This window comes from Streptomyces lycii (assembly GCF_009735685.1).
GTDB classification, from domain to species: Bacteria; Actinomycetota; Actinomycetes; order Streptomycetales; family Streptomycetaceae; genus Streptomyces; species Streptomyces lycii.
Genome location: NZ_WHPN01000275.1, coordinates 1 through 26,045, shown reverse-complemented (window position 1 = coordinate 26,045; position 26,045 = coordinate 1). Strand labels below are relative to the sequence as shown.

The 26,045-nt window shown below is 73.9% G+C and carries 21 protein-coding genes; 17 read left to right on the top strand and 4 right to left on the bottom strand.

Features of this window, described 5'->3' with window-relative positions; translation table 11 throughout:
* The first annotated feature begins 6 nt into the window (after window positions 1–6).
* From GCU69_RS14235 to GCU69_RS14225, 3 genes are all read left to right on the top strand, one after another.
* A complete protein-coding gene (locus tag GCU69_RS14235; protein ID WP_098749675.1) occupies window positions 7–666 on the top strand; it encodes a trimeric intracellular cation channel family protein in 660 nt (219 codons plus the stop codon).
* A 59-nt stretch (window positions 667–725) separates the two neighbouring features.
* Window positions 726–1,592 (top strand): thioesterase family protein, encoded by an 867-nt coding sequence (locus tag GCU69_RS14230; RefSeq protein ID WP_098749676.1) that lies wholly within the window; start codon window positions 726–728, stop codon window positions 1,590–1,592.
* A 93-nt stretch (window positions 1,593–1,685) separates the two neighbouring features.
* On the top strand, window positions 1,686–2,855 hold the full coding sequence (locus GCU69_RS14225; RefSeq protein ID WP_098749677.1) for a cysteine desulfurase family protein: 1,170 nt from the start codon (window positions 1,686–1,688) through the stop codon (window positions 2,853–2,855).
* Between the two features lie 9 nt (window positions 2,856–2,864).
* Here the strand turns inward: GCU69_RS14225 and GCU69_RS14220 are convergent, their stop codons facing one another.
* A complete protein-coding gene (locus GCU69_RS14220) occupies window positions 2,865–3,608 on the bottom strand; it encodes an N-acetylmuramoyl-L-alanine amidase (RefSeq protein ID WP_098749678.1) in 744 nt (247 codons plus the stop codon).
* A gap of 245 nt (window positions 3,609–3,853) precedes the next feature.
* On the opposite strand from GCU69_RS14220, the gene mnmA reads away from it, so the two are divergent.
* Window positions 3,854–5,023 carry a tRNA 2-thiouridine(34) synthase MnmA gene (mnmA, locus tag GCU69_RS14215; RefSeq protein ID WP_098749679.1) on the top strand — a complete coding sequence of 390 codons (1,170 nt, stop codon included), beginning with the start codon at window positions 3,854–3,856 and terminating at the stop codon, window positions 5,021–5,023.
* 239 nt (window positions 5,024–5,262) lie between these two features.
* Here mnmA and GCU69_RS14210 read toward each other — a convergent pair whose 3' ends face one another.
* On the bottom strand, window positions 5,263–5,745 hold the full coding sequence (locus GCU69_RS14210; protein WP_156206267.1) for a VOC family protein: 483 nt from the start codon (window positions 5,743–5,745) through the stop codon (window positions 5,263–5,265).
* Between the two features lie 112 nt (window positions 5,746–5,857).
* Here GCU69_RS14210 and GCU69_RS14205 point away from each other — a divergent pair, with 112 nt between their 5' ends.
* Window positions 5,858–6,397, top strand: coding sequence for an LOG family protein (locus GCU69_RS14205; RefSeq protein WP_098749681.1), 540 nt, complete (start codon window positions 5,858–5,860; stop codon window positions 6,395–6,397).
* A gap of 115 nt (window positions 6,398–6,512) precedes the next feature.
* Window positions 6,513–7,205, top strand: coding sequence for an SDR family oxidoreductase (locus tag GCU69_RS14200; RefSeq protein WP_098749682.1), 693 nt, complete (start codon window positions 6,513–6,515; stop codon window positions 7,203–7,205).
* 39 nt (window positions 7,206–7,244) lie between these two features.
* On the opposite strand, the gene GCU69_RS14195 is transcribed toward GCU69_RS14200, so the two are convergent.
* A complete protein-coding gene (locus GCU69_RS14195) occupies window positions 7,245–7,448 on the bottom strand; it encodes a DUF397 domain-containing protein (RefSeq protein ID WP_156206266.1) in 204 nt (67 codons plus the stop codon).
* A gap of 11 nt (window positions 7,449–7,459) precedes the next feature.
* Complete coding sequence (locus GCU69_RS14190) at window positions 7,460–8,311, bottom strand: helix-turn-helix domain-containing protein (RefSeq protein ID WP_156206265.1); 852 nt, start codon at window positions 8,309–8,311, stop codon at window positions 7,460–7,462.
* A gap of 327 nt (window positions 8,312–8,638) precedes the next feature.
* Between GCU69_RS14190 and GCU69_RS14185 the strand changes: the two genes are divergently transcribed.
* The 11 genes from GCU69_RS14185 to GCU69_RS14135 all read left to right on the top strand — a co-directional run.
* A complete protein-coding gene (locus tag GCU69_RS14185; RefSeq protein ID WP_235978469.1) occupies window positions 8,639–9,184 on the top strand; it encodes an ATP-binding protein in 546 nt (181 codons plus the stop codon).
* Window positions 9,185–9,504: 320 nt separating this feature from the next.
* Window positions 9,505–10,461 (top strand): methionine synthase, encoded by a 957-nt coding sequence (locus GCU69_RS14180; protein WP_156206283.1) that lies wholly within the window; start codon window positions 9,505–9,507, stop codon window positions 10,459–10,461.
* A 21-nt stretch (window positions 10,462–10,482) separates the two neighbouring features.
* Window positions 10,483–12,678 (top strand): NAD-dependent DNA ligase LigA, encoded by a 2,196-nt coding sequence (gene ligA, locus GCU69_RS14175; RefSeq protein ID WP_156206264.1) that lies wholly within the window; start codon window positions 10,483–10,485, stop codon window positions 12,676–12,678.
* Window positions 12,679–12,936: 258 nt separating this feature from the next.
* Entirely contained in the window at window positions 12,937–15,171 is a 2,235-nt protein-coding gene (locus GCU69_RS14170; RefSeq protein WP_156206263.1) for a putative bifunctional diguanylate cyclase/phosphodiesterase, read from the top strand.
* A gap of 514 nt (window positions 15,172–15,685) precedes the next feature.
* The gene (gatC, locus tag GCU69_RS14165; RefSeq protein WP_098749699.1) at window positions 15,686–15,982 is read left to right on the top strand and encodes an Asp-tRNA(Asn)/Glu-tRNA(Gln) amidotransferase subunit GatC; all 297 of its coding nucleotides are present in this window, start codon (window positions 15,686–15,688) and stop codon (window positions 15,980–15,982) included.
* A 1-nt stretch (window position 15,983) separates the two neighbouring features.
* The gene (gatA, locus tag GCU69_RS14160; protein ID WP_098749700.1) at window positions 15,984–17,480 is read left to right on the top strand and encodes an Asp-tRNA(Asn)/Glu-tRNA(Gln) amidotransferase subunit GatA; all 1,497 of its coding nucleotides are present in this window, start codon (window positions 15,984–15,986) and stop codon (window positions 17,478–17,480) included.
* On the top strand, window positions 17,477–17,716 hold the full coding sequence (locus GCU69_RS14155) for a hypothetical protein (RefSeq protein ID WP_098749701.1): 240 nt from the start codon (window positions 17,477–17,479) through the stop codon (window positions 17,714–17,716). The genes gatA and GCU69_RS14155 overlap by 4 nt, the downstream gene beginning before the upstream one ends.
* Window positions 17,717–17,730: 14 nt before the next feature.
* A complete protein-coding gene (gatB, locus tag GCU69_RS14150) occupies window positions 17,731–19,239 on the top strand; it encodes an Asp-tRNA(Asn)/Glu-tRNA(Gln) amidotransferase subunit GatB (RefSeq protein WP_098749702.1) in 1,509 nt (502 codons plus the stop codon).
* A 551-nt stretch (window positions 19,240–19,790) separates the two neighbouring features.
* Entirely contained in the window at window positions 19,791–22,217 is a 2,427-nt protein-coding gene (locus GCU69_RS14145; RefSeq protein WP_156206262.1) for an MMPL family transporter, read from the top strand.
* A 652-nt stretch (window positions 22,218–22,869) separates the two neighbouring features.
* Window positions 22,870–23,073, top strand: a complete 204-nt coding sequence (locus GCU69_RS14140; RefSeq protein WP_156206261.1) for a hypothetical protein — start codon at window positions 22,870–22,872, stop codon at window positions 23,071–23,073.
* 268 nt (window positions 23,074–23,341) lie between these two features.
* On the top strand, window positions 23,342–26,045 hold a 2,704-nt coding region (locus GCU69_RS14135; RefSeq protein ID WP_235978468.1), incomplete at its 3' end, for an ATP-binding protein.

The following is a 26,045-nucleotide window of genomic DNA, read 5'->3' as shown; positions in this document are numbered from 1 at the left end:
TGCCGGGTGCTCACCGATCTGTTCACGCCCTCCCTGCTGCACACGCTCGACATCGCCGGCGTCTTCGTCTTCGCGATCTCCGGCGCGCTGCTCGCCGTACGGAAGAACTTCGACGTCTTCGGCATCGTCGTGCTCGCCGAGGCCACCGCGACCGGCGGCGGCCTGGTCCGGGATGTGATCATCGGCGCAGTGCCGCCCGCCGCGTTCACCGATCTCGCCTATCTGATCACTCCGCTGACGGCCGCCGTGCTGGTGTTCTTCCTGCACCCGGAGGTGGAGCGGATCAACCGTGCGGTCGGGGTGTTCGACGCCGCCGGGCTCGGGCTGTTCTGCGTCGTCGGCACCACCAAGGCGTACGACCACGGGCTGGCGCTGCCGTTCGCGGCGCTGCTCGGCGTCGTCACCGCGGCGGGCGGAGGTGTGCTGCGGGACGTGCTGGCGAACGAGGTGCCCTCGCTGCTGCGCTGGGACCGGGAGATCTACGCGGTGCCGGCGATCGTGGGCGCGGGCATGTGCGCGCTGCTCATCCAGTTCGGCGCGCTGAATCCGGTGACCAGCGCCCTGTCGGCGGCGACGGCCTTCGTGCTGCGGCTGTGCGCGATGCGCTTCGGCTGGCGGGCCCCGAGGGCGTGGAACCGCAGTTCGACGCGGGCGGAACGGGAGTGAGACGGGGGCGGCCCCTGCTGGCTACCCGCCAGTAACAATTTCCGTGTAGCGTGCACCCCATGTCAGAGGCAAGGGCAGAGACGACCATCGGGAACAGTGAGTTCGACCGGGACACCGCGCTGGTCCCGCGCGGACCGGGGGTGCACGACGCGGAACTCTCCGCGGGCTGGACGATCTTCGGCGCCGTCAACGGCGGCTATCTGCTGGCGCTGGCCGGGCGGGCCCTCGCCGAGGCCCTGCCGCACCCCGACCCGTTCACCGTCACCGCGCACTACCTCACCGCCTCCCGTCCCGGCCCCGCCCGGATCCGCACCGATGTGGTGCGCACCGGCCGCACCATGTCCACCGGCCAGGCCTCGCTCGTGCAGTTCGCCGAGGACGGCAGCGAGGTCGAGCGGCTGCGGGTGATCGCCGGATACGGCGACCTCGGTGCCCTGCCCGGCGACGTCCGCACCTCCGCGAAGCCGCCGTCGATGCCCCCGTACGAGGAATGCCTCGGCACCCGTGACGCCTCCGGCGCCTCCGACGAGGTGGCGGCCATGCTCGGCACCACGGAGATCGCCGGCCGGCTCGACGTGCGGCTCGACCCGGAGACCTCCGGCTGGGCGCTCGGCAAGCCGTCCGGGCGGGGCGGGATGCGCGGCTGGCTCGGCCTCGCCGACGGCCGCGCGCCCGACCCGCTGGCCCTGCTGCTGGCCGTCGACGCGCTGCCGCCGACCGCCTTCGACCTGGGCCTGTCCGGCTGGGTTCCCACGATCGAACTCACCGCGCACATACGCGCCCGGCCCGCGCCCGGGCCGCTGCGCGTCGCCATCACCACCCGCAACCTCGCCGGCGGCTTCCTGGAGGAGGACGCCGAGGTCTGGGACAGCGCGGACCGCCTCGTCGCGCAGTCCCGGCAACTGGCCCGCGCGCCGCGCGGCTGAGACCCCGCCGAGCGTGCTGCCCGGCGTGCGCCCCCGCGCGCCGGGTACGCGCCGCCGACGGCGCCCCGCCCGGCTCGTAGAATTGCCCCCACCATGGCTTACCTCGACCACGCCGCCACCACCCCCATGCTGCCGGAGGCGGTCCGGGCGATGACCGCCCAGCTCGCCGTCACCGGCAACGCCTCCTCCCTCCACGCGGCCGGGCGGCGGGCCCGGCGCACCGTCGAGGAGTCCCGGGAGACGCTCGCCGCTGCGCTCGGCGCCCGCCCCAGCGAGGTGGTGTTCACCGCGGGCGGCACGGAGTCCGACAACCTCGCGGTGAAGGGCCTCTACTGGGCCCGCCGGGACGCCGACCCGCGCCGCACCCGGATCCTCACCAGCCCCGTCGAACACCACGCGGTGCTCGACGCCGTCGACTGGCTCGCCGAGCACGAGGGGGCCCGGGTCGAACACCTCCCCGTCGACTCCTTCGGCCGCGTGCACCCGGACGCGCTGCGCGAGGCGGTCGAACGGGACCCCGGCGACGTCGCGCTCGTCACCGTCATGTGGGCCAACAACGAGATCGGCACGGTCATGCCGGTCCGCGAGCTGGCCGCCGTCGCCCGCGAGCACGGCATCCCGATGCACGCCGACGCCGTCCAGGCCTTCGGCCAGACCGAGGTCTCCTTCGCCGGCTCCGGGCTCGCGGCGCTCACCGTCTCCGGCCACAAGATCGGCGGCCCGTACGGCATCGGGGCCCTGCTGCTCGGCCGCGACCACGCCCCCGTACCGCTGCTGCACGGCGGCGGGCAGGAGCGGCAGGTGCGCTCCGGCACCCTGGACGTCCCGGCGACGGCGGCGTTCGCGGCGGCCGGGAAGTACGCCGCGGAGCACCGCGAGGAGTTCGCCCGCGAGGTCGGCGCGCTGCGCGACGAGCTGGTGGCGGCCGTCCGCGAGGCGGTGCCCGACGCGATCCTCGGCGGCGACCCGGACCCGGCGGGGCGGCTCCCCGCCAACGCGCACTTCTCCTTCCCCGGCTGCGAGGGCGACTCCCTGCTGCTGCTCCTCGACGCGCAGGGCATCGAGTGCTCCACGGGCTCGGCGTGCACGGCCGGGGTCGCCCAGCCCAGCCATGTCGTCCTCGCCACCGGCACGGGGCCGGACCTGGCGCGGGGCACGCTGCGCTTCTCGCTCGGCCACACCTCCACGAAGGCGGACGTGGCGGCCCTGGCGGAGGCCATCGGCCCGGCGGTGGACCGGGCCCGGACGGCGGGGCTGAGCTAGCGGGCGTCCTCAGCGGGCGGGCCGCTCCCGGCCCGTCCCGCCCGGCTCCGACGGAGACGGTTCCGGCGCCTTCGCGTCGCGCAGCATCCTCATGTAGCGGTCCCAGTCCCAGTGCGGGCCCGGGTCGGTGTGGTCGGTGCCCGGCACCTCGACGTGGCCGACGATGTGCTCGCGGTCGCGCGGGATGTCGTAGCGGGCGCAGATCCCGGCGACCAGCCGCGCCGAGGCCTCGTACATCGTGTCGGTCAGATACCCCGGCCGGTCGACCCAGCCCTCGTGCTCTATGCCGACGCTGCGCTCGTTGAAGCCGCGGTTGCCCGCGTGGTACGCGACGTCCAGCTCGCGGATCATCTGCGCGACGTGCCCGTCCTCCGACCGCACCACGTAGTGCGAGGCCGCCCCGTGCCCGGGGTCCCTGAAGACCTTCAGCGTGATCGCGTACGTCGCCTGCGGGACATGGACGACGACCCGGTCTATGCCGTAGTCGTACGGCCGGTCGGCGCGCCGCCAGTTCTCCTCCGAGGCCGGTATCCACTCGGCGCCGGGGTGGTCGACCGCGCCCTCCTCCCGCGGCCGGTCGACGCCGGGCACCCGGTAGCGCAGCCGGTCGGGGGCGTTCTCCCAGCCGAGGTAGCCGGCGACGCCCAGGCCCACCGCCCCGCCGCCCAGCAGCAGGGCACGCCGGCTGACGCCCCCGCCGGGTCGCTGCCCCCGCTGCCCCGGCCCGGCCGGGCGGGTCTGCTGTGCCACCATCGTCGAACCCCTGTGCGCTCGTTCCCGGGGCGCGAGGGCTCGCCGGGGTGCCTGTGCTCCGTCTGCTGCCGTGTGCCGGCTGTCTGCTGCACACAACGTGCGACCGGGCACGGCTGTTCCGCTCCCGGCCGGGACTGCGCTCCCGGCCCCCCGGCCCGGGGACGCCCGGCTCCGCCGCCGTGGCCGTCCGGGCATCCGGCATCGCGTTGGGGAACACGGCCCCCGGCCCGTACGCTGGTACCGCTATGAACGACTTCCCCGGCGCACCCGCCACTCCCCGCGACGGCACCCGGCTGCGCGTCCTCGCCGCCATGTCCGGCGGTGTCGACTCCGCCGTCGCCGCCGCCCGCGCCGCCGAGGCCGGGCACGACGTCACCGGGGTCCATCTCGCCCTCTCCGCGAACCCGAAGTCCTTCCGCACCGGCGCGCGCGGCTGCTGCACGATCGAGGACAGCCACGACGCGCGCCGCGCCGCCGACGTGATCGGCATCCCCTTCTACGTGTGGGACCTCGCCGAGCGCTTCCGCGAGGACGTCGTCGAGGACTTCGTCGCGGAGTACGCCGCCGGGCGCACCCCGAACCCCTGCCTGCGCTGCAACGAGAAGATCAAGTTCGCGGCGCTGCTGGACAAGGCCCTGGCGCTCGGCTTCGACGCGGTCTGCACCGGGCACTACGCGACGGTGGTCGTCAAGGACGACGGCAGCCGCGAGCTGCACCGCGCCTCGGACGCGGCGAAGGACCAGAGCTACGTCCTCGGAGTCCTCGACGAGCGCCAGCTCGCGCACGCGATGTTCCCGCTCGGGGACACCCTCACCACCAAGGACGAGATCCGCGCCGAGGCCGAACGGCGCGGCCTGGCCGTCGCGAGCAAGCCCGACAGCCACGACATCTGCTTCATCGCCGACGGCGACACCCAGGGCTTCCTGGCGAAGCACCTCGGCACGGCGGAGGGCGACATCGTCGACGAGTCGGGCGCGCGGCTCGGCAGCCACGAGGGCGCGTACGGCTTCACCATCGGCCAGCGCAAGGGCCTGCGCATCGGCCACCCGGCCCCCGACGGCAAGCCGCGCTACGTCCTGGACATCTCCCCGGTCGACAACACCGTCACGGTCGGCCCGCAGGAGGCCCTGGACGTCACGGCCCTCACCGCGATCAGGCCCCGCTGGTGCGGCACGCCGCCGGCCGGCCCCGGCACGTACACGGCGCAACTGCGCGCGCACGGCGGCGAGACGGAGGTCCGCGCCGAGCCGGTGGAGTCGCCCGACGGCAGCGGTCTGCACGTGACGTTCACGGAGCCGGTGCGCGGCGTGGCCCCGGGCCAGGCGGTCGTGCTCTACGACGGCACGCGCGTCGTGGGCTCGGCGACGATCGCGACGACGGAGCGCGCCCGGCCGGCGGAGGCCCGCCCCGCCTGAGAGCGTGCCGCCCGCGGACCCGTGGGTCCGCCCCGGCACCGCGGACCCGGTCCCTCACGGGTGCGGCCGGGGAGCACGGCGAGGCGCCCCTTTGTGATCCCCGGACCGGAAGCCTCCGTGAACCCCGGAGCGGAAGCGGCCCTGCGTGACCCCCGGACCGGAAGCCGCCCCACCGTGAACCCCGGCCGGTGAGACCCGGCCTCCCGGGGGCGCAGGCGTGCTCCCGGGCCCCGTACGCCTCACTCCCCGGCGTGCGCCCTGCGGACCGCCGCCAGGTCGAGCTTCTTCATGCTCATCATCGCCTCGGTCGCCCGCTTGGCCTTCTCCGGGTCCGGGTCCTGCACCAGCTCGACGAACCCGGACGGAATGACCTGCCAGGACACCCCGTACTTGTCCTTCACCCAGCCGCACTGGACCTCCTGGCCGCCGTCGGCGGTGAGCGCGTCCCAGTAGTAGTCCACCTCGTCCTGGTCGTCGCAGAAGATCTGGAACGAGATGGCCTCGGTGAAGCTGAACTCGGGTCCGCCGTTCAGCGCGACGAACTTCTGGCCGTTGATCTCGAACTCGGCCGTGATCACCGAACCGGCGGGCCCGGGGCCCGCCTCGGTGTAACGGGCGATCCCGCCGAGCTTCGAGTCCTTGAAGACCGACACGTAGTAGTTCGCGGCCTCCTCCGCCCGGCCGTCGAACCACAGACAGGTGGTGAATCCCTTGGTGGCCATGTTTGCCTCCTCGTCGTTGGGCTTCCTGCCCGTACTGACGACGGCGGCCGCGGAATCTCATCGGTCCCCGGGCCGGATTCCGAAAGCGCGGGCCGGTCCGTAGGCTGCGGCCATGAACATCACCGTCTTCTGCTCCGCCGCCGAACTCGACGAGCGCTACACCGCCCCGGCCCGGGAATTCGCCGCACTGCTCGGCCGCGGCGGCCACACCATGGTGTGGGGCGGCTCGGACGTCGGGCTGATGAAGGTGATGGCGGACGGCGTGGAGCAGGCCGGCGGACGGCTGTCCGGGGTGTCCGTGGAGTTCCTGTCGCACGCGGCACGGCACGGCGTGGACGAGATGATCGTCGCCCGGGATCTCGCGGAGCGGAAGGCCGAGATGCTGGCCCGGGGCGACGCGATAGTCGTCATGGTCGGCGGCACCGGCACCATGGACGAGGCGACCGAGATCATGGAGCTGAAGAAGCACGGCCTGCACGACAAGCCGGTGGTGCTGCTGAACGCCGACGGCTTCTACGACGGACTGAAGATCCAGCTCCAGCGCATGGACAAGGAGGGCTTCCTGCACCGCCCGCTCGCGGAGCTGGTGTACTTCGCGGAGGACGGGGCCTCGGCGCTGGCCTATCTGGAGGAGAACGCCCCCGGCCGCTGAGCCGGGCCCGGCACGTGCGGGTCGCCGTGGCTCCGGGCTCCGGGCCCGGCCGGGTCGCCGTGGCGCACGGGCACGCCGAAGCCGGCGCCTCACCGGGATGAGGCAAGCTGGGCCCATGACTGCCGTACATCTGATCACCGGTGCCGGTTCCGGCATCGGGACCGCGCTCGCCCGCCGGCTCGACGAGCGCGGGGACGAGCTGTGGCTGCTCGCGCGGGACGCGGGCCGGGCGAAGGAACTGGGCCGGGCGTACCCCGGGGCGCGGACCCTCGTCGGCGACCTCTGCGCCCCCGAGAAGCTGTCCTGGGCGCTCAGCCACCAGGAACTCCCCGAGCGGCTCGACTCGGTCGTGCACTGCGCGGGCGTGGTCGACCTCGGCGGGGTCGGCCAGCTGACACCGAAGGACTGGAACCGGCAGCTCGCGGCCAACCTCGTCTCGCCCGCCGAGCTGACCCGGCTGCTGCTGCCGCAGCTCAGGGCGGCGCGCGGGCACGTCCTCTTCGTGAACTCCGGCGCGGGGCTGCGCGCCAGCCCGCAGTGGTCGGCGTACGCGGCGAGCAAGCACGGACTCAGGGCGCTGGCCGACTCCCTGCGCGCGGAGGAGCACGAGAACGGTGTCCGGGTCACCTCGGTCTACCCCGGCCGGACGGCGACCCCGATGCAGGCGAAGGTGCACCAGCAGGAGGGCAAGGAGTACGACCCGAAGCGCTGGGCCAGTCCCGAGTCGGTGGCGACGACGATCCTGACGGCGCTGGACCTGCCGCGCGACGCGGAGATCACCGACCTGTCGGTGCGGCCGGGCGGCTGAGCACCGTGCTCCGGCCCGGGCCGGGCGACCGGCCCGGGCTCAGCCCGGCAGCCGTCCGGACCGCCCGTCCCGCACCCCGGCGACCAGGGCGGCGAGGCCCGCTCTGCTGGTCCGCAGGACCCGCTCGGGAAAGACGCTGTCCCGTATCGCTATGCCGTCGTCCTCGCGGACGGCGACCTCCACGCAGGCGTTCCCCGCGGCCTCGGAGTACGAGGACTTGAACCAGTTCAGCTCGGCCGGCACAGGGCTACCTCTTACAGGTCTCCGACGATGTCGAGGATGAGGTCTCTCGACGCCTTCGGATTCAACGCCACCTGTTCGACCAAGTCCAGCCGCCGACGGAAGTTGGCCAGTTGGGTGGGGGAGTCGAAGAAGACCGCCCCGGTCGGCGAGTCCACCTCGACGGTGTCCAGGTGCGGGTTCGCGGCCGACGCGTACATGACCGTGTCCCCGGCCATGGGGAACCCTTCGGCTGTGAACGGAACCACGAGGAGCCGGACGTTGGGCCGCTCGCTCTCTTCAAGGAGGCGCCCCAACTGATCCCGGGCGACGCGGCGTCCGCCGATCCGCATGCGCAGCGCCGCCTCGTGGACCAGGCCGACGTACGGTACGCCGGGCTCGCGGGTGATGACGCTGTGGCGTTCCAGGCGCTGGGCGACCCGCAGTTCCACCTCCAGACGGGGCAGGGCGGGCACGAAGAGGTCGAACAGGGCGCGGGCGTGGTCCTCCGTCTGGAAGAGGCCCGGCATGTGTGCGGTCTGGAGCGTCCGAAGTCCGGCGGCGTGGTGCTCGAGTTCCGCGACGTCCAGGAAGTCCGGCGGAATCCTGCCCCGGTACTCCTCCCACCAGCCCTTCCCGCGTCCTCCGGTCAACGCGGCCAGCGCGTCGACGAGTCCGGGGTCGTTGCACTCGTAGATGCTGGCCAGCCGCCGCAGCCGCTCTTCGCTGATGCCGAACCGGCCCGCCTCGATGTTGGAGATCACGGTTCGGTCCGCGCCCAGACGCTCCGCGGCCACGGGCGCCGAGAGCCCTGCGCCTTCGCGCAGGCGGCGGAGTTCGGCACCGAATCGTCGCTGCCGGATCGTGGGGTGGTGCCGCGGGGCCATGGGTCAACTCCTTGTGTGCCCGCACAGTTTGCCGAGGCTCGCGTCCGGCCGTCCAGCGCGGGCTCTTGGGTTAACTCGTTCAAGTGACTTCGGTAGCACGGGTTATAGAGCGGACGCTAGCGTGTGATCTGAGCCACTCGACAGCGGCGTATGAGCGGAAGCGCACCGCCGACCGAACAGGGCCTGTCGGCCCCGGTGCGGCGGCAATGCCACCGGCAGAGCTGCGGCGGCCGAAACGCCGTGGGTCGTGTGGCCGCTGCCGAACCCGGCAGCCCACCCGCCCGTGAGTCGTCACACGACCCACCACCCGCACCAGGAGGTGTCCGCGTGCAGAAGAGGACCGAGTCCCGGCACGTGCCCGGACAGGAGACCGCTCCAAGGCCGCAGTTCCCGCCCTCGCCCGAACCCATCGGCTTCCACGGCCCCTGGGAGTACGAACTCCGCTTCCCGAGGGATCCGCGGGGACCCGGCATCACCCGGACCACCCTGCGGGCCGTGCTCGGAGCGCACGGCCTGGGCGTGCTCGCCGACCGGGCCGAGCTGCTCGCCTCGGAGGTGACCACCAACGCCGTGCGCTACGCGGCCGGACCCGCCGTCGTACGGCTGCGCTGGCTGCACCCCGTGCTGAGGGTGAGCGTTCTGGACGACTGCGCCGGGCTGCCCGTGTGTCCGGCCGCCGGGCCGCCGGACGTGCCGGGTGCGGAGGCCGAGCGGGGGCGCGGGCTGCTGATCCTCGATCTGCTCGCGGACTCCTGGGGGGACGGCCCGCCGGAGGACACGCCTCCGGTGGGTGCGGTCGGCAAGAGCGTGTGGTTCGAACTCGTCCTGGGAGAGGAGCCCCCGCCGGCGGGCGTGCCCGCGCTGGCCGCCTGAGCCATCGGGAACGAGAGGAGCGGCCCACGGCCGGACAGGCGCCGGAGCCGGTCCGTCCGGCGGGCCGGAGCGCGGGCGGGAGCACAGGTACGGGGCGCGGCCCGGCCCAGCCGGGCAAGAGCGGCGCCGGGCAGTGACGGAGCGTGGCGGGCGCACACCGGGCAGGGAGCGGGCCGGGATGCGGCGGGCGCGGCCGGGCGCGGTCGGACGGGGCAGGGGGCGGGGCGCCCGGTCGCGGGGCGGGCGCCCCGTACGCTTTCCGCGTGAGCGAGAAGCAGAAGTTCAGCTGGGGCCCCGCCGCCGCGAGCGGGGTCGGTTCGATGCCCGGCGGGGACGCGCGGGAGGCGGCGAAGACCGTGACCGGTTCGCTGGAGCGGCTGCCGCACCTTCCCGAGCTGCCCGCGCGCGGGCCCGGCGCGGACATGATCGGCCGGACCACCGGGCTGCTGGTGGAGCTGTACGCGCATGTGGAGCCCAGCGGCTGGCGGCTGAGCGACCGGCCGGGGCGTGACACGCGCCGTGCGCGGTCGTGGCTCGGCGAGGACCTCGACGCCCTGGAGGAGTTCACGCAGGGGTACGAGGGCGCGCTGAAGGTGCAGGCCGCGGGCCCGTGGACGCTCGCCGCGGCGCTGGAGCGGCGCGGCGGCGAGGCGATGCTCGGCGACCCCGGCGCCTGCCGGGACCTGGCGGCGTCGCTGGCCGAGGGGGTGCGCGGGCATCTCGCGGAGGTGCGGCGGAGGGTGCCCGGAGCCGCTCCCGTGCTCCAGCTGGACGAGCCGTCGCTGACCGCCGTGCTCCTCGGCCGGGTGCCGACGGCCAGCGGCTACCGCACGCACCGGGCCGTCGACCGCGCGGTGGCCGAGGGCGCGCTGCGCGAGGTGATCGCCGCGGCGGACGGCGCCCCGGTCGTGGTGCACTCCTGCGCGCCGGACGTGCCGTTCGGGCTGCTGCGCCGGGCCGGGGCCGCAGGGATCTCGTTCGACTTCTCGCTGCTCACGGAGCGTGACGACGAGCAGGTCGGGGAAGCCGTCGAGGGCGGTACGGCGCTGTTCGCCGGAATCGTGCCGGGGACGGACGCCCCGTTGTCGGACCCTGCCGGTAGCGTCATGGGTGTCAGGACGCTGTGGCGCAGGCTGGGGCTGGATCCGGGGACTCTCGCCGAGTCCGTGGTGATCACCCCGGCGTGCGGTCTCGCGGGCGCCTCCCCGGCCTACGCGCGGGATGTGCTGGCGCACGGTGCCCGGGCGGCGAGATCCCTCGCGGACAACCCTGAGTGACGGCGAACGGGAGGACAGACGGTGGCCGGTGAAGAGCAGGTGGCACAGACGGGGTCCGGCGTGCCCGCGGAGGCGCGGGAGGAGCACCGGCGGCTGGCCGAAGAGGTCGAGGGGCACCGCTTCCGGTATTACGTCAGGGACGCGCCGGTCGTCAGCGACGCCGAGTTCGACCGGCTGCTGCGCTCCCTCGAAGCCCTGGAGGAGGAGTACCCGGAGCTGCGGACGCTCGAGTCCCCCACCCAGAAGGTCGCCGGGTCGTACGAGACGGAGTTCACCGCAGTCGACCACCGCGAGCGGATGCTCAGCCTGGACAACGCCTTCGACGACGAGGAGCTGGAGGGCTGGGGCGACCGGATCGCGCGGGAGCTGGAGGGCAGCGACTACCACTTCCTGTGCGAGCTCAAGGTCGACGGCCTCGCGGTCAATCTGACGTACGAGAACGGCCGGCTCACCCGCGCCGCCACCCGCGGGGACGGCCGCACCGGCGAGGACATCACGCCGAACGTCCGCACGATCGCCGACATCCCCGAGCGGCTGACGGGGGAGAACATCCCGGCGCTGGTCGAGATCCGCGGCGAGGTCTTCTTCCCGATGGAGCGCTTCACCGAGCTGAACGCCGGCCTGGTCGAGGCCGGCAAGCCCCCCTTCGCCAATCCGCGGAACGCCGCCGCGGGATCCCTCCGGCAGAAGGACCCGAAGGTCACCGCCGGGCGCCCGCTCCGCATGGTGGTGCACGGGATCGGCGCCCGCGAGGGCTTCGACATCGACCGCCTGTCACACGCCTACGAGCTGCTGCGCGGCTGGGGCATGGCGACGACGCCGCACGCCCGCGTGGTCGACTCCCTGGCCGGGGTGCGGGAGTTCATCAACCACTACGGCGACAACCGCCACTCCGTCGAACACGAGATCGACGGCGTCGTGGTCAAGGTCGACGAGGTGCCGCTCCAGGGGCGGCTCGGCTCGACCTCCCGGGCGCCCCGCTGGGCCATCGCCTGGAAGTACGCCCCCGAAGAGGTGAACACCAAGCTGGTCGACATCCGGGTCGGCGTCGGACGCACCGGCCGCGTCACCCCGTACGCCGTCGTGGAGCCGGTCACCGTCGCCGGGTCCGAGGTCGAGTTCGCCACGCTGCACAACCAGGAGGTCGTGAAGGCCAAGGGCGTGCTGATCGGCGACACCGTGGTGCTGCGCAAGGCCGGGGACGTCATCCCGGAGATCCTGGGCCCGGTCGCGGACCTCCGGGACGGCGGCGAACGGGAGTTCGTGATGCCGGCGGACTGCCCCGACTGCGGCACGCCGCTGCGCCCCATGAAGGAGGGCGACATCGACCTGCGCTGCCCGAACGCCCGGGCCTGCCCGGCGCAGTTGCGGGAGCGCGTGTTCTATCTGGCCGGCCGCAAGGCGCTCGACATCGAGAATTTCGGCTATGTCGCCGCGACCGCGCTCACCCAGCCGCTGGAGCCCGCCGAGCCGCCGCTGCGCGACGAGGGGGACCTGTTCGACCTGACGCTGGAGCAGCTCCTCCCCATCAAGTCCTACGTCCTCGACCCCGACACGGGTCTGCCCAAGCGCGATCCGGAGACCGGCGAGGAAAAGGTCGTGACATTCTTCGCCAATCAGAAGGGCGAGCCCAAGAAGAACACCGTGGCCATGCTGGAGAACATCGCGGCGGCCCGGGAACGGCCGCTGGCCCGCGTCATCACCGGGCTGTCCATCCGCCATGTGGGGCCGGTCGCCGCCGAGGCGCTGGCCCGTGAGTTCCGTTCGCTGGACCGGATCGCCGAGGCGGACGAGGAGGAGCTGGCGGCCACCGAGGGCGTCGGCCCGACCATCGCGGCCTCGCTCAAGCAGTGGTTCGCGGAGGAGTGGCACCGCGAGATCGTGCGGAAGTGGCGCGCCGCCGGAGTCCGGATGGAAGAGGAAAGCGCTGGTGAGAGCGGTCCCCGGCCGCTGGAAGGGCTCACGGTCGTCGTCACCGGCACCCTCGCGTCGCACACCCGGGACGGCGCCAAGGAGGCGTTGCAGAGCCGCGGCGCCAAGGTCACCGGTTCCGTTTCCAAGAAGACGTCCTTCGTCGTCGTGGGGGACAACCCCGGATCCAAGTACGACAAGGCGGTCCAGGCGAAGGTGCCGGTGCTCGACGAGGACGGTTTCGCCGTGCTGCTCGAACAAGGTCCCGAAGCGGCGAGGGAAATCGCACTGGCGTCCCCCGAATAGCCGTCACATGCCGCTTCTTTTACGCATATCAGAGCGTTCAGGATGGCGGGATCGCATTCGGGCAACCACTTCGGATCGTTGTCCGTCTTCCTGCTGGGCAGCCTACTGTTGAGGGTGTGCGCCTGCCGTGCACAGCTGCGTGGTGGGATCTCGAACGCGGTGGCACCCCGACGGTGCCGCGCGGGGGCCCGGCCATGTTCCGCTCCGGTCCGGCGCCCCGACGGGGCACAGGCACCGCCGGCTGTGAGAGGGACGGGAATGAAACCGACCGACAGTGCCGATCCGGCGACACGGCTGCGCCGGTTCGCCGGGCCGGGGCCGCTGCCGACGGCCGTTGTCGCCGCGGCCGGCCTCGTGCTGGCCGCCGGCGTCTTCCATGTGCTCGTCAGCGGCCGGGCGCTCTTCCCGACCGGGACCGTCGGCTGGTCGCTGGCGATCCTCACCGGGATCATCGTCGGCCATCTGGTGGCGCTCGGCCGGGACCGCTGGTGGGGCGGTACGGGCTCCGGCGCCGCCCTGACCCTGGCCGTGCTGCTCCTCTACGGCTGGGTCCCGGCCGTTCTGGTCAGCCTCGCCGTCGTGGTGCTGGTGAGCGCCGCGAGACATCAGCGCTGGCGGCTCGGACTGCTGCACGGCGCGGTGGACATCCACGGCATCGCGGCCGCGGCGCTCGTGCTCTCCCTCTGCGGGGAGGCCCCGTCCGTCGAGCACCCGTGGAAGCCGGAGAGCTGGGACCTGCTCGTGCTCCCCGAGCTGTTCGCCGCGGCCCTCACCTATCTGCTGGTGACCCGGCTGCTGCTCTGGTATTGCTTCGCGCCGCGCGCGGGCAGCCTGCCCAGCGTCGCCCGCACCGCGATGCTGCGGCAGGCCCTCGTCGGGGTCGCGCTGCTCGGCATCGCCCCGCTCATCTGCGTGGTCGCCATCGACCTCCCGGTGCTGCTGCCGCTGTTCGCCGTGCCGCTGATCGCCCTCGACTCCACCCTGTGGATCGCCCGGGCCCGCGCCGAGGAGCAGCTGCGCGACCCGCTGACCGGGCTGCCGAACCGGCAGTGGCTGCTGGAGCGCGCCTGGACCACGCTGGACGACGCCGAGCGGGTCGGCGGCCGGGCGGCGCTCGTCCTGATCGACCTCGACCGCTTCCGTTCGGTCAACGACACCCTCGGCCATCTCGCCGGTGACCGGCTGCTGTTGCAGATCGCAGACCGGCTCCGGCTCGCCCTGCCGAGCGGCGCCGAGGCCGCTCGGCTCGGCGGTGACGAGTTCGCCGTACTGCTGCCCGCCACCGACTCCATCACCAGTGCCCAGCGCATGGCCCGCGAACTCGCCACCTCCCTCAGCACCCCGCTCGACCTGGACGGGCTCAACCTGGTGCTGGAGGCCAGCGCCGGGGTCGCCGTGTTCCCCGACCACGCGCTGGACGCCGAGGACCTGCTGCGCCGGGCGGACGTCGCCATGTACCAGGCCAAGCGGGACCGCAGCGGCTGCGAGGTCTACGAGGCGAAGCGCGACGGCAACACGCCCGACCGGCTCGGGCTGCTGGGCGATCTGCGCCGGGCCCTGGACGCGGGTGACGTCGAGCTGCACTACCAGCCCAAGGTCGGGTTCGACGGCCGGGTGCGCGGGCTGGAGGCGCTGGTGCGCTGGGTGCATCCGGAGCGCGGCCGGGTCAGCCCGGACGAGTTCATCGCCATCGCCGAGTCCTCCGGCCTGATGCCGCATCTCACGGAGTACGTCCTGGAGACGGCCCTCGCGCAGGTCGCCGTCTGGCGGGCCGCGGGGCTGATGGCGCCGGTGGCCGTCAACGTCTCGCCGCGCGACGTCCACACGCCCGGGTTCGCCGGATCGGTGGCCGCCCGGCTCGCCCGGCACGGCGTACCGCCCGGCGCCCTCCAGCTGGAGATCACCGAGCATGTGCTGCTGGAGGACCCGCAGCGCGCCGCCGACACCCTCGCCGCGCTGACCGGGCACGGCGTGAAGATGTCGCTCGACGACTTCGGCACCGGCTATTCCTCGCTCGTCCATCTGCGGCGGCTGCCGGTCAGCGAGCTGAAGATCGACCGTTCCTTCGTGGCCCGGCTCGCGATCGACGCCGAGGACGCCGAGATCGTCCGCTGCACCGTGGACCTGGCGCACTCGCTGGGCCTGCTCGTCGTCGCGGAGGGAGTCGAGGACGACGAGACCTGGGAGCGGCTGCGGGACCTGCGCTGCGACGCCGTGCAGGGATGGCTGGTCGCCGCGGCGATGCCGCCGGACGAGACGACCGCGTGGCTCCGGCTGCGGGAGGCGGCCGCCGGGCCGGGGCAGGCGGCGGCCGCGGCGGCCCCCGCGCGCCTGGAGCGTGCGGTCCGGCCGGAACTCGGCCCGGCCGCGGGCCCCGCTCCCGCGAACGGGCACGGCAACGGGAACACGCACGGCAGCGCGCACGGCGGCACGCACGGCGGCACGAAGGGCAACGCCGACCGGCCGCGGTCCTCGGGCCAGCCCGTCAACTAACCGCCCGGCGGATCCGGCGCCCGCGCCCCCGGGCGTGAGCCGTGGCGCGCACCGCCGCGATCCCGGACCCCGGACCCCGGACCCCGGACCCCGGACCGGGGACTCCTGAGCCGGCCCGCGGACCCGGTCTCCGGCGCCGATTTTGCCCGCGCCTCCGTATCTCTGCATCTCCGTATCTCCGTATCTCCGCACCCCGGACCCGACCCGTGCCCCGCCCCCGGGACTCCGGAGCCGACCCGCGGACCCGCACTCTGAAGCCGACCTCGCCCCGGGCCCCGTACCCCGCGCTCCCGTACCCCCCGTCCCCACACCCCGGACCCGCCCCGCCCGGAATCCCGGACCGACCCGCCCCCGCCGCCGCGGGCCGCGGTACGCGCGCGCCCGCGAGAGGCGCGCCCGGGAGCAGCCGGTCCGCCGCAGGTCCCGGGCCGCCGCCGGAACCCTTTCGTCTCGGGGTGGGCGTCGGCCATAGGATTGGGCCGGACACCCACACACTCACCCTGAGGATCGCTGAATGCCTGGCATCACGCGCGAGGAGGTCGCCCACCTCGCCCGGCTGTCACGTCTTGAGCTGAAGGCCGAAGAGCTCGACCACTTCGCCGAACAGCTCGACGTGATCATCGGCGCGGTCGCCCGCGTTTCCGATGTGGCCGACGAGGACGTACCGCCGACCTCGCACCCCCTGCCGCTGACCAATGTCATGCGACAGGACGAGGTCCGTCCGTCACTGACCCCCGAGCAGGCGCTCTCCGGGGCCCCCGCGCAGGAGCAGCAGCGTTTCAAGGTGCCGCAGATCCTGGGGGAGGACTGACATGGCCGAGAACCTGATCAGGCTGACCGCGGCCGAGACCGCCGCGCTGATCGCCTCCGGCGAGGTCACCGCCGTGGAGGTCACCGAGGCGCACCTGGCGCGGATCGAGGCGGTGGACGAGAAGGTCAACGCCTTCCTGCACGTGGACCGCGAGGGCGCGCTCGCCCAGGCGCGCGCCGTCGACGAGAAGCGGGCGCGGGGCGAGCAGCTGGGCCCGCTGGCCGGTGTGCCGCTCGCGCTGAAGGACATCTTCACCACCGAGGGCGTCCCCACCACGGTCGGCTCCAAGATCCTCGAAGGCTGGCTGCCGCCGTACGACGCGACGGTGACGAAGCGGCTCAAGGCGGCCGACGTCGTCATCCTGGGCAAGACCAACATGGACGAGTTCGCGATGGGCTCCTCCACGGAGAACAGCGCGTTCGGCCCGACCGGCAACCCCTGGGACCTGACCCGTATCCCGGGCGGTTCCGGCGGCGGTTCGGCGGCCGCGCTCGCCGCGTACGAGGCGCCGCTCGCGATCGGCACGGACACCGGCGGCTCCATCCGCCAGCCCGCGGCCGTCACCGGCACGGTCGGTGTCAAGCCGACCTACGGCGGCGTCTCCCGTTACGGCATGGTCGCCTTCTCCTCGTCCCTCGACCAGGGCGGCCCCTGTGCCCGTACGGTGCTCGACGCGGCCCTGCTGCACGAGGTGATCGCCGGGCACGACCCGCTGGACTCCACGTCCATCGACCGCCCGGTGCCGCCGGTCGTCGAGGCGGCGCGGAACGGCGACGTGAAGGGCCTGCGCGTCGGCGTCGTCAAGGAGTTCGCCGGCGAGGGCTACCAGGCCGGCGTGATGCAGCGGTTCAACGAGTCCGTGGACCTGCTGCGTTCGCTGGGCGCGGAGGTCACCGAGATCTCCTGCCCGTCCTTCGACCTGGCGCTCGCCGCGTACTACCTGATCGCCCCGTCCGAGTGCTCCTCGAACCTGGCCCGCTTCGACGCCATGCGCTACGGCCTGCGGGTCGGCGACGACGGCACGCGGTCCGCCGAGGACGTCACGGCCCTCACCCGAGAGGCCGGTTTCGGCCCCGAGGTGAAGCGCCGCATCATGCTCGGCACGTACGCGCTCAGCTCCGGCTACTACGACGCGTACTACGGCTCGGCGCAGAAGGTCCGCACGCTCATCTCGAAGGACTTCGAGAAGGCCTTCGAGCAGGTCGACGTGATCGTCTCGCCGACCACCCCGACCACGGCGTTCCCGATCGGCGAGCGCGCGGACGACCCGCTGGCGATGTACCTCGCCGACCTGTGCACCATCCCGGCCAACCTGGCGGGGAACGCCGCCATGTCGCTGCCCTGCGGCCTGGCACCCGAGGACGGCCTGCCGGTGGGGCTCCAGATCATCGCCCCCGCCATGGCCGACGACCGGCTCTACCGGGTCGGTGCCGCGGTCGAGGCCGCGTACACCGCACGCTGGGGGCACCCGCTGCTCGAGGAGGCACCGTCGCTGTGAGCAACTTTTCCAAGGCCAAGGGGTTCAAGAAGTCCAAGGCCGGCACGTATCTGTCCATCGGCACCACGATCTTCGGTGCGATGGGCGTGGTGAAGCAGGCGAGGAAGGCGCGCAGCGAGAACGACCTGCTGATGCTGGCCGACGCCGCGGTCTCCGCCGCCGCCATCGTCACCGGCGTGGCCGTCCTCGTCCGCGAACTGCGCCGCCTCGGCGACGACGACGTCCTGCTGGGCTGAGAGGGAAGTTCGAAGTGACCGTCACTGAACTGGTGTCGTACGAGGACGCGCTCGCGGCCTACGACCCCGTCATGGGCCTGGAGGTCCATGTCGAGCTGGGCACCAAGACCAAGATGTTCTGCGGCTGCTCCACCGCCCTGGGCGCCGAGCCGAACGCGCAGACCTGCCCGACCTGCCTCGGACTCCCCGGCTCGCTGCCGGTCGTCAACGCGACCGGTGTCGAGTCCGCGATCCGCATCGGCCTCGCGCTGAACTGCGAGATCGCCTCCTGGTGCCGCTTCGCCCGGAAGAACTACTTCTATCCGGACATGCCGAAGAACTTCCAGACCTCGCAGTACGACGAGCCGATCGCCTTCAACGGCTGTCTGGACGTCCAGCTGGAGGACGGCGAGGTCTTCCGCGTCGAGATCGAGCGCGCCCACATGGAGGAGGACACCGGCAAGTCCCTGCACGTCGGCGGCGCCACCGGCCGCATCCACGGCGCCTCGCACTCGCTGCTCGACTACAACCGGGCCGGCATCCCGCTCATCGAGATCGTCACCAAGCCGATCGAGGGCGCGGGCGAGCGGGCCCCGGAGGTCGCCAAGGCCTACGTCGCGGAGCTGCGTGAGCTGATCAAGGCGCTGGGCGTCTCCGAGGCCCGCATGGAGCAGGGCCAGATGCGCTGCGACGTCAACCTCTCGCTGCGGCCGCACGGCACGGCGAAGTTCGGCACCCGCTCCGAGACGAAGAACGTCAACTCGCTGCGCAGCGTCGAGCGCGCCGCACGCTTCGAGATCCAGCGGCACGCGGCCGTCCTCTCCGGCGGCGGCGTGATCGTCCAGGAGACCCGCCACTTCCACGAGGAGGACGGCTCCACCACCTCCGGCCGGGTCAAGGAGGAGGCGGAGGACTACCGCTACTTCCCCGAGCCGGACCTGGTGCCGGTCGCCCCGTCCCGGGAGTGGGTCGAGGAGCTGCGGGAGACCCTGCCGGAGCTGCCGCGTGTGAGGCGGCAGCGGCTCCAGGCGGAGTGGGGCATCTCGGACCACGAGATGCAGTCGGTGCTCAACGCCGGCGCCATCCCGCCGATCCTCGCCACGATCGAGGCGGGCGCGCCCGCCGACCAGGCCCGCAAGTGGTGGATGGGCGAGCTGGCGCGGCGCGCCAACGAGGACGGCACCGAGCTGTCCGCGCTGCCGATCACCCCGGAGCAGGTCGCCCGGGTCTCGGCGCTGGTCGCCGAGGGCTCGCTCAACGACAAGCTGGCCCGCCAGGTGATCGAGGGCGTGCTCGCGGGTGAGGGCGACCCGGACACGGTCGTGGAGAAGCGCGGCCTGAAGGTCGTCTCGGACGAGGGCGCGCTGACCGCGGCCGTCGACGAGGCCATCGCGGGCAACGCCGCGGTCGCCGACAAGATCCGCGGCGGCAAGGTCGCGGCGGCGGGCGCGCTGGTCGGCGCGGTCATGAAGGCGACCCGCGGCCAGGCGGACGCGGCGCGGGTCCGGGAGCTGATCCTGGAGCGGCTCGCTCCGCAGGACTGACCGCCGTCCCCGGCGTCCGTCCCCGGCCGCTGTCACCGGAGTCCGTCACCGGGTCCGTCACGTTCGGCCGTCCCCGACGGCGGGCGCGGACAGGCGTCGTCCGGCAGGCGTCCGGAGGTCGTCACCCGGGGGCGTCGTCCGGCGGTCGTCACCCGGCGGTCGTCACCCGGCGATCGTGATCCGACAGCAGTCACCGACAGCAGTCACCGACAGCAGTCACCGACAGCAGTCACCGACAGCAGTCACCGACAGCCGTCTCCCCGGTGGGAGGCAGCGGTCACCGACAGCCGTCTCCCCGGTGGGAGGCAGCGGTCACCGACAGCCGTCCCCCACCGGGGCCGGCGCGGCCGTACGCCGATACGGACGCGCCGGCCCCGTGGTGTTCCCGCGGTGCCGGTGAGCGCCCCGTGTGAGGAAACCCACGAAAAGTCCTGTCGATCACCATATGGTGTCAAAGTGGACAGCGTTGCTCGCGTTCTTTGAGGGCCGCTGCCACCGTCGGCCGCACTCCCGAGGAGAGCCACGCCACGTGACTCAGGGAGTCCCCGTTCATGGCAGCACTCGCCCGCTGGTGCGTCCGCCACCGCCTTCTCGTCGTCCTGCTCTGGCTCGCCGCTCTGGGCGGCACCGCCGCGGCCTCCGCCGTCGCGGGCTCCGCGTACTCCGACGACTACGGCGTCCCCGGCACCGAATCGGGCCGGGCCGCCGATCTCGTCCAGGAGGCATTCCCCGGCCAGGACGGCGGGCGCGACACCGTCGTCTGGCACACCGACCGGGGCACCGTCGAGGCCGCCGGGGTCGAGCAGCGCATGACGCAGACCCTGGAGGAGGCCGCGGAACTCCCCGGCGTCGGCTCCGTCACCGGGCCGTACGGGGCCGCGGACACCGGCCGGATCAGCCCCGACGGGCACACCGCCTACGCCACCGTGGCCTTCACCGCGCCGTCCGGCGAGGTCGCCCCTGAGGACGTCGAGCGGCTCGTGCACACCGTGCAGGAAGCCGAGGGCGACGGGCTCCGCGTCGAGGTCGGCGGCTCCTCCGTGGAGCAGACCGGCAAGCCCTCCGGACACACCAGCGAGATCGTCGGCGTGCTGGCCGCGGCCGTGGTTCTCTTCCTCGCGTTCGGCTCCCTCGCCGCCATGGCCCTGCCCATCGCCACCGCTCTCGTCGCCACCGGAACCGGCACCCTCGCCATCGGGCTGCTCGGCCACACCATGACCGTGGCGGACTTCGCCCCCATGCTCGGGGCACTGATCGGACTCGGCGTGGGCATCGACTACGCCCTGTTCATCGTCACCCGGCACCGCCGGGGCCTCCGCGAGGGGCTGTCGGTCGGCCGGGCCGCCGAGCGCGCCGTCGCCACCTCCGGCCGGGCCGTCGCCTTCGCCGGTGCCACCGTCTGCATCGCGCTGCTCGGCATGCTCGTGCTGCGCCTCGACTTCCTCAACGGCGTGGCGATCGCCGCGTCGCTGACCGTCCTGCTCACCGTTGCCGCCTCGGTCACCCTGCTGCCCGCCCTGCTCGGAGTGATCGGGCGGCGCGCGCTGGGCCGCCGGGAGCGCCGCCGGCTCGCCGAGCACGGCCCGCGCCGGGAACGGCACCACGGGGCCGCCGCCCGCTGGTCCCACTTCGTCGAACGCCACCCCAAGCTGCTGGGCGTCGTCGCCGTCGCCGTCATGGTCGTCCTCGCGCTGCCCACCTTCGGCCTCCGGCTCGGCACCGCCGACCAGGGCAACCACCCGCCCTCCTCGACCACCCGGCAGGCGTACGACCTGCTCGCCGAGGGCTTCGGCCCCGGCGCCAACGGCCCGCTGACCCTGGTCTCCGAGATCGGCGGCGCCGCGGACCGGCAGGCCTTCGACGAACTGTCCGGCACGCTGCGCGACACCGACGGCGTCGCGCGGGTGACCGGCGCGGCCGTCGACCCCGGCGGCGGCACCGGCGTCCTCACCGTCGTCCCGGAGTCCGCCCCGCAGGACCCGGAGACCTCCGAACTGGTCGAGCGGCTGCGGACCGACGTGCTCCCCGCCGCGCAGGACGGCACCTCGCTGGACACCCACGTCGGCGGCGTCACCGCGGGCTACGACGACTTCGCCGACGTCGTCACCGGCAAGCTGCCGCTGTTCGTCGCGACCGTCATCGGCTGCGGCAGCGTGCTGCTGCTCCTCGCCTTCCGCAGCGTCGGCATCCCGCTCAAGGCCGCCGTCATGAACGTCCTGGCCGTCGCCTCGTCCTTCGGTGTCGTCGTCGCCGTCTTCCAGTGGGGCTGGGGGCTCGGGGCACTCGGACTGGGCAGCGGCGGGCCGATCGAACCGTTCCTGCCGGTGATCATGGTCTCGGTGCTCTTCGGGCTCTCCATGGACTACCAGGTCTTCCTGGTCAGCAGGATGTACGAGGAGTGGCGGCGGACCGGGGACAACGCCGTCGCGGTGCGCGTCGGGCTCGCCGAGACCGGCCGGGTGATCAACTCCGCAGCCGTCATCATGATCGCCGTGTTCGGGGCCTTCGTGCTCAGCGGTGACCGGATCATCGCGATGTTCGGCATCGGGCTCGCGGCCGCCGTCGCCCTCGACGCGTTCGTGCTCCGTACGCTGCTGGTGCCCGCGCTGATGCATCTGCTCGGCGGAGCCAACTGGTGGCTTCCGCGCCGGCTGGACGCGCTGCTGCCCCGGATCAGCATCGAACCGCCGGAGCCGGAGCCGGAGCCGCAGTTGAAGCCGGAGCGGAAGCCGGAGCGGAAGCCGGAGCCGGGCCCGGTGACCGAACCGGGGCCGGCCCGGGAGGCCGCACCGGCCCGGGAGGCCGCACCGGCCCGGGAGGCCGCACCGGCCCGGGAGGCCGCACCGGCCCGGGGGGCCGCGCCGGGGCTCGTGCCCGTGCCGGTACCCGCGTCCGGGGCGGAGCACGGTGCCGTACCGGAGCAGCGGGGTCCGGAGGACGGGGAGCCCGCGGCGGCCGGGAGCCGGACCCAGACCTGACGGTCGGCCGGCGGCCGCGGCCCGCGACCGGACGTGAGCCGCCGCCCGGCACCGGAACGTCCGGCACCGGGGAACGCCCGGAGCGGGACCGCGGGGGCGGGCCGCACCGCGACCGGTCGGCTCGCCCGCCGGTACGGCTGCTCGTTCCAGCCGTACGAGCCGTACGAGCCCCTGAAGCGCAACCCGATGCCGGGGAGCCTGGAGCCGGCCGGCCCAGGAGCCGGCCGGCTTGCCCCGGCACATGCCCGAGTCCACGCTCGTGCGGCCGATGACGGCGGCCCGCTTGCCGCCGTCCTCGGCCTCCTCGGCCTCCTCGGCGTCCTCGGCCTCCTCGCCGTTCTTGGGGTCCTCGCCGTTCTTGGGGTCCTCGCCGTTCTTGGGGTCCTCGGGCGTCCTTGGCGTCCTGCGGCAACAGGTACGCCCCGTCGAGTACCCGGCGCCCGCCTCCTGAGGGGTCCGGGGGCGCGGAACGGGCCTTCGCCACGGCATCCGGAGGCGGCACACGATGCCCCTAGGTATCCGGCGCCCGGACGGGTCCGCCGGTCTGAGGCCCCCGGCCCGGAGAAGATCGGGCGGTCTCCCGATGCCCCGGGACCACCCGGCGGACGAAGCTGGCAGCGCCGGAGAAACCTTCGTCCACCAGGAGACCACGATGTTCGAGTACGCACTGCACGAGATGCGCCGGGCCGAGCTGCTCCGGGAGGCCGGCGAACACCGGCTCGCCCGCGAGGTGGCCGCCGCCCGCCGCGCCGCCCGGTCCCGCGGTGGGCGGGGCGGGGAACGGGAAGGGCGGGTGAGCGCGCGGGGGTCCGGAGCCCGGACGGGAAGCGGGTCCGCCCGTGCCGCCCGGGCCTGAGACGGCCGGGCCGGTGCCGGACACGGCACCGGCCCCCGTCCCGCCGGTCTCCGCCCGTCCCGCCCCCGCCCCGATCGCCTCTTCCCGCCCCAGCTCCGCCCCGATCGCCTCTTCCAGCCGCGTTCCCCGCCCTGTCTCCCGACCTGTCTCCCGACCTGTCTCCGGCCCCGGCTCCCGGCCCGTCGCCGTCCCGCCCGCCCCCGCACCGCCGGCCGCCGCCGGGAAAAGCGGTGCCGCGCTGTCGTACCCCGATGGAATGCTGGGGGACGTGCAGAGCAGATCGGTCAGTCCCGTGTTCGTCGGCCGCGGCGAGGAGTTGGCGACCCTCACCGCGGCGCTCGCCCGTGCCACGACGGGGGAGCCGCAGGCCGTCCTCGTCGGCGGCGAGGCCGGTGTGGGCAAGACCCGCCTGCTGGACGAGTTCCTCGCCGTCGCCCGGCGGGACGGCGCGGCCGCCGCCGTCGGCGGCTGCCTCGAACTGGGCGCCGACGGCCTGCCGTTCGCCCCCTTCGCGACCGCCCTGCGCGCCCTGCACCGGCAGCTCGGCGGCGAGCTGGAGCAGGCGGCAGCGGGCCGCGAGGCCGACCTGGCCCGGCTGCTGCCCGACGTGGCCGGGCCGGACGCCCTGCCCGGGCCCGCCGCTCCGGGCGCGGGCGGCGCGGTGAGCGCCGCCGGGGATCCGTACGACCAGGGCGGCCGCGCCCGGCTCTTCGAGGTGACCGCCCGGCTGCTGGAGCGCCTCGCCGAGACCCGGACCCTGGTCCTCGTCATCGAGGACCTGCACTGGGCCGACCGCTCCACCCGCGAACTCCTCGGCTATCTCTTCCGGTCCCTCCAGAGCGCCCGCGTCGTGCTGCTCGCCAGCTACCGCGCCGACGACATCCACCGGCGGCATCCGCTGCGCCCGTTCCTCGCCGAACAGGACCGGCTGCGCACCGTCCGCCGGATCGAGCTGCCCCGGCTCAGCCGCGAGGAGGTGCGCCGCCAGCTCACCGGGATCCGGGGCGCCGAGCCGGACCCTGTCCTCGCCGACGGCATCTTCGAACGATCCGAGGGCAATCCCTTCTTCGTCGAGGAGCTGGCCACCAGCGGCCACGACACCTGCGGCCTCAGCGACTCGCTGCGCGACCTGCTGCTGGTCCGGGTCGAGGCGCTGCCCGAGCCCGCCCAGCGGATCGTCCGCACCGCGGCGCACGACGCCACCGTCGAGTACGACCTGCTCGCCGCCGTCACGGGCTGCGCGGACGACGAGCTGATCGCCGCACTGCGCGCGGCCGTCGGCGCCGCCGTCCTCGTGCCCACGGGCGACGGCGACGGCTACCGCTTCCGGCACGCCCTGCTCCGCGAGGCGGTCATGGACGACCTGCTGCCCGGCGAGCGCTCCCGGCTCAGCCGCCGGTACGCCGAGGCCCTGGAGGCCGACCCCGGCCTGGTCCGGGCCGAGCAGCGCGCCACCCGCCTCGCCAGCTACTGGTATTACGCCCACGACGCGGCCAAGGCGCTCCCGGCGGTGCTGGAGGCCGCCCGCGAGGCCTGGCGCCGGCATGCCTACGCCGAGCAGCTCAGACTGCTGGAGCGGGCCATGGAGCTGTGGGACGAGGTGCCGGAGGAGCGGCGTGAGCTGCTGCCGGACATCGGCCACGCCGACTCGTATCCGCCCTGCGGCTGCTGTCCGGACCGGCCGGGCCGCCATCTGCACTTCCTGGACCTGCTCGCCGAGGCCGTGGTGGCGGCCCGCTGGGACGGATCGCGGGAACGCTCGCTGGCCTTGTGCCGACAGGCGCTCAAGCTGATCGACGAACGGCAGGACCCGGTCCGCGCGGCCTGGTTCTGGATGGAGCGCTCCCGGCTGATGATCGGGCTCGGCCGCGGCGACGGCTGGGCGGAGATAGCCCGGGCCCAGGAACTGGTGCGCGGCCTTCCGCCGTCGGCCGTGCACGCCGACGTGCTGGCCGTCGCGGCCACCTGGCACGCCCTGCACGTCTCCGACGCCGAGACGCTGCCGATGGCGCAGCGGGCGGTGGAGCTGGCCGGGCTCGTCGGTGCCGAGGAGGTGGCCCTGTTCGCGCGGATCACGCTGGCGGGACTGCTGGTGGCCGCGGGCGAGGCCGACCGGGGCATCGACGAGCTGTACGCGGTGCGGCAGACGCTGGAGCGGGTCCGGGCGCCCCGCGCGCTCGGCCGGGTGCACTGCAACCTCGCCGACGCGCTGCACAAGACGGGCCGTACCGCCGAAGCCGTCGAGGTGGCCGAGCGGGGCATCGAGGTCCTCCGGCGGCACCGCATGGACAATTCCGTGGGCTTCACCGCCACGAACCTCGCGGAGGCACTGCTGGCGCTGGGGGAGTGGGAGCGGGCGGAGGCAGTGCTCGTGCGGTACCGCGACGGCTCCCGCAGCGCCGGCACGCTCGCGTCGTTCGAGCTGCACACCGCCACGCTGGCGCTGGACCGGGGACAGTTCGACCTGGTCCCCGGACTGGTCGCCGCGGGCCGCGGCCACCTCGGCAAGAACGACATGGAGCCGCAGTACGAACTCCCGCTGGCCGGCGCGGAGCTGCGCGCCGCCGCGGCGAGGGGCAGGTTCGACGAAGCCCTTGCGGTGCTGGACTGCGCGCTGGGCCTGCTGCCGCTGCTCGGCCAGGAGGCGTACGTCTGGCCGCTGTTGGTCCGCGGCGCCGAGCTGGCCGGGGACCTGCGCGGGCTGCCCGGTACCGACGAGCCCCGGCGGCAGGCACTGGTGGACCGGCTGCACGCGTCCGGACGCGGGCTGGCCTGCCGTGCGGGAATCTGGAGGGCCTGGTCGCTGCGGTTCGACGCCGAGCTGGCGCGGGCCCGCGGGGTGAACGACCCGGAGCGCTGGGCCGAGGCGGCCGCCGCCTTCGAACCGTACGGCTATCCGCATCTCTCGGCCGGAATCGCCCACCGCTGGGCGGAGGCACTGCTGATGGCCGGGGCGGCGACTACGGCCGGGG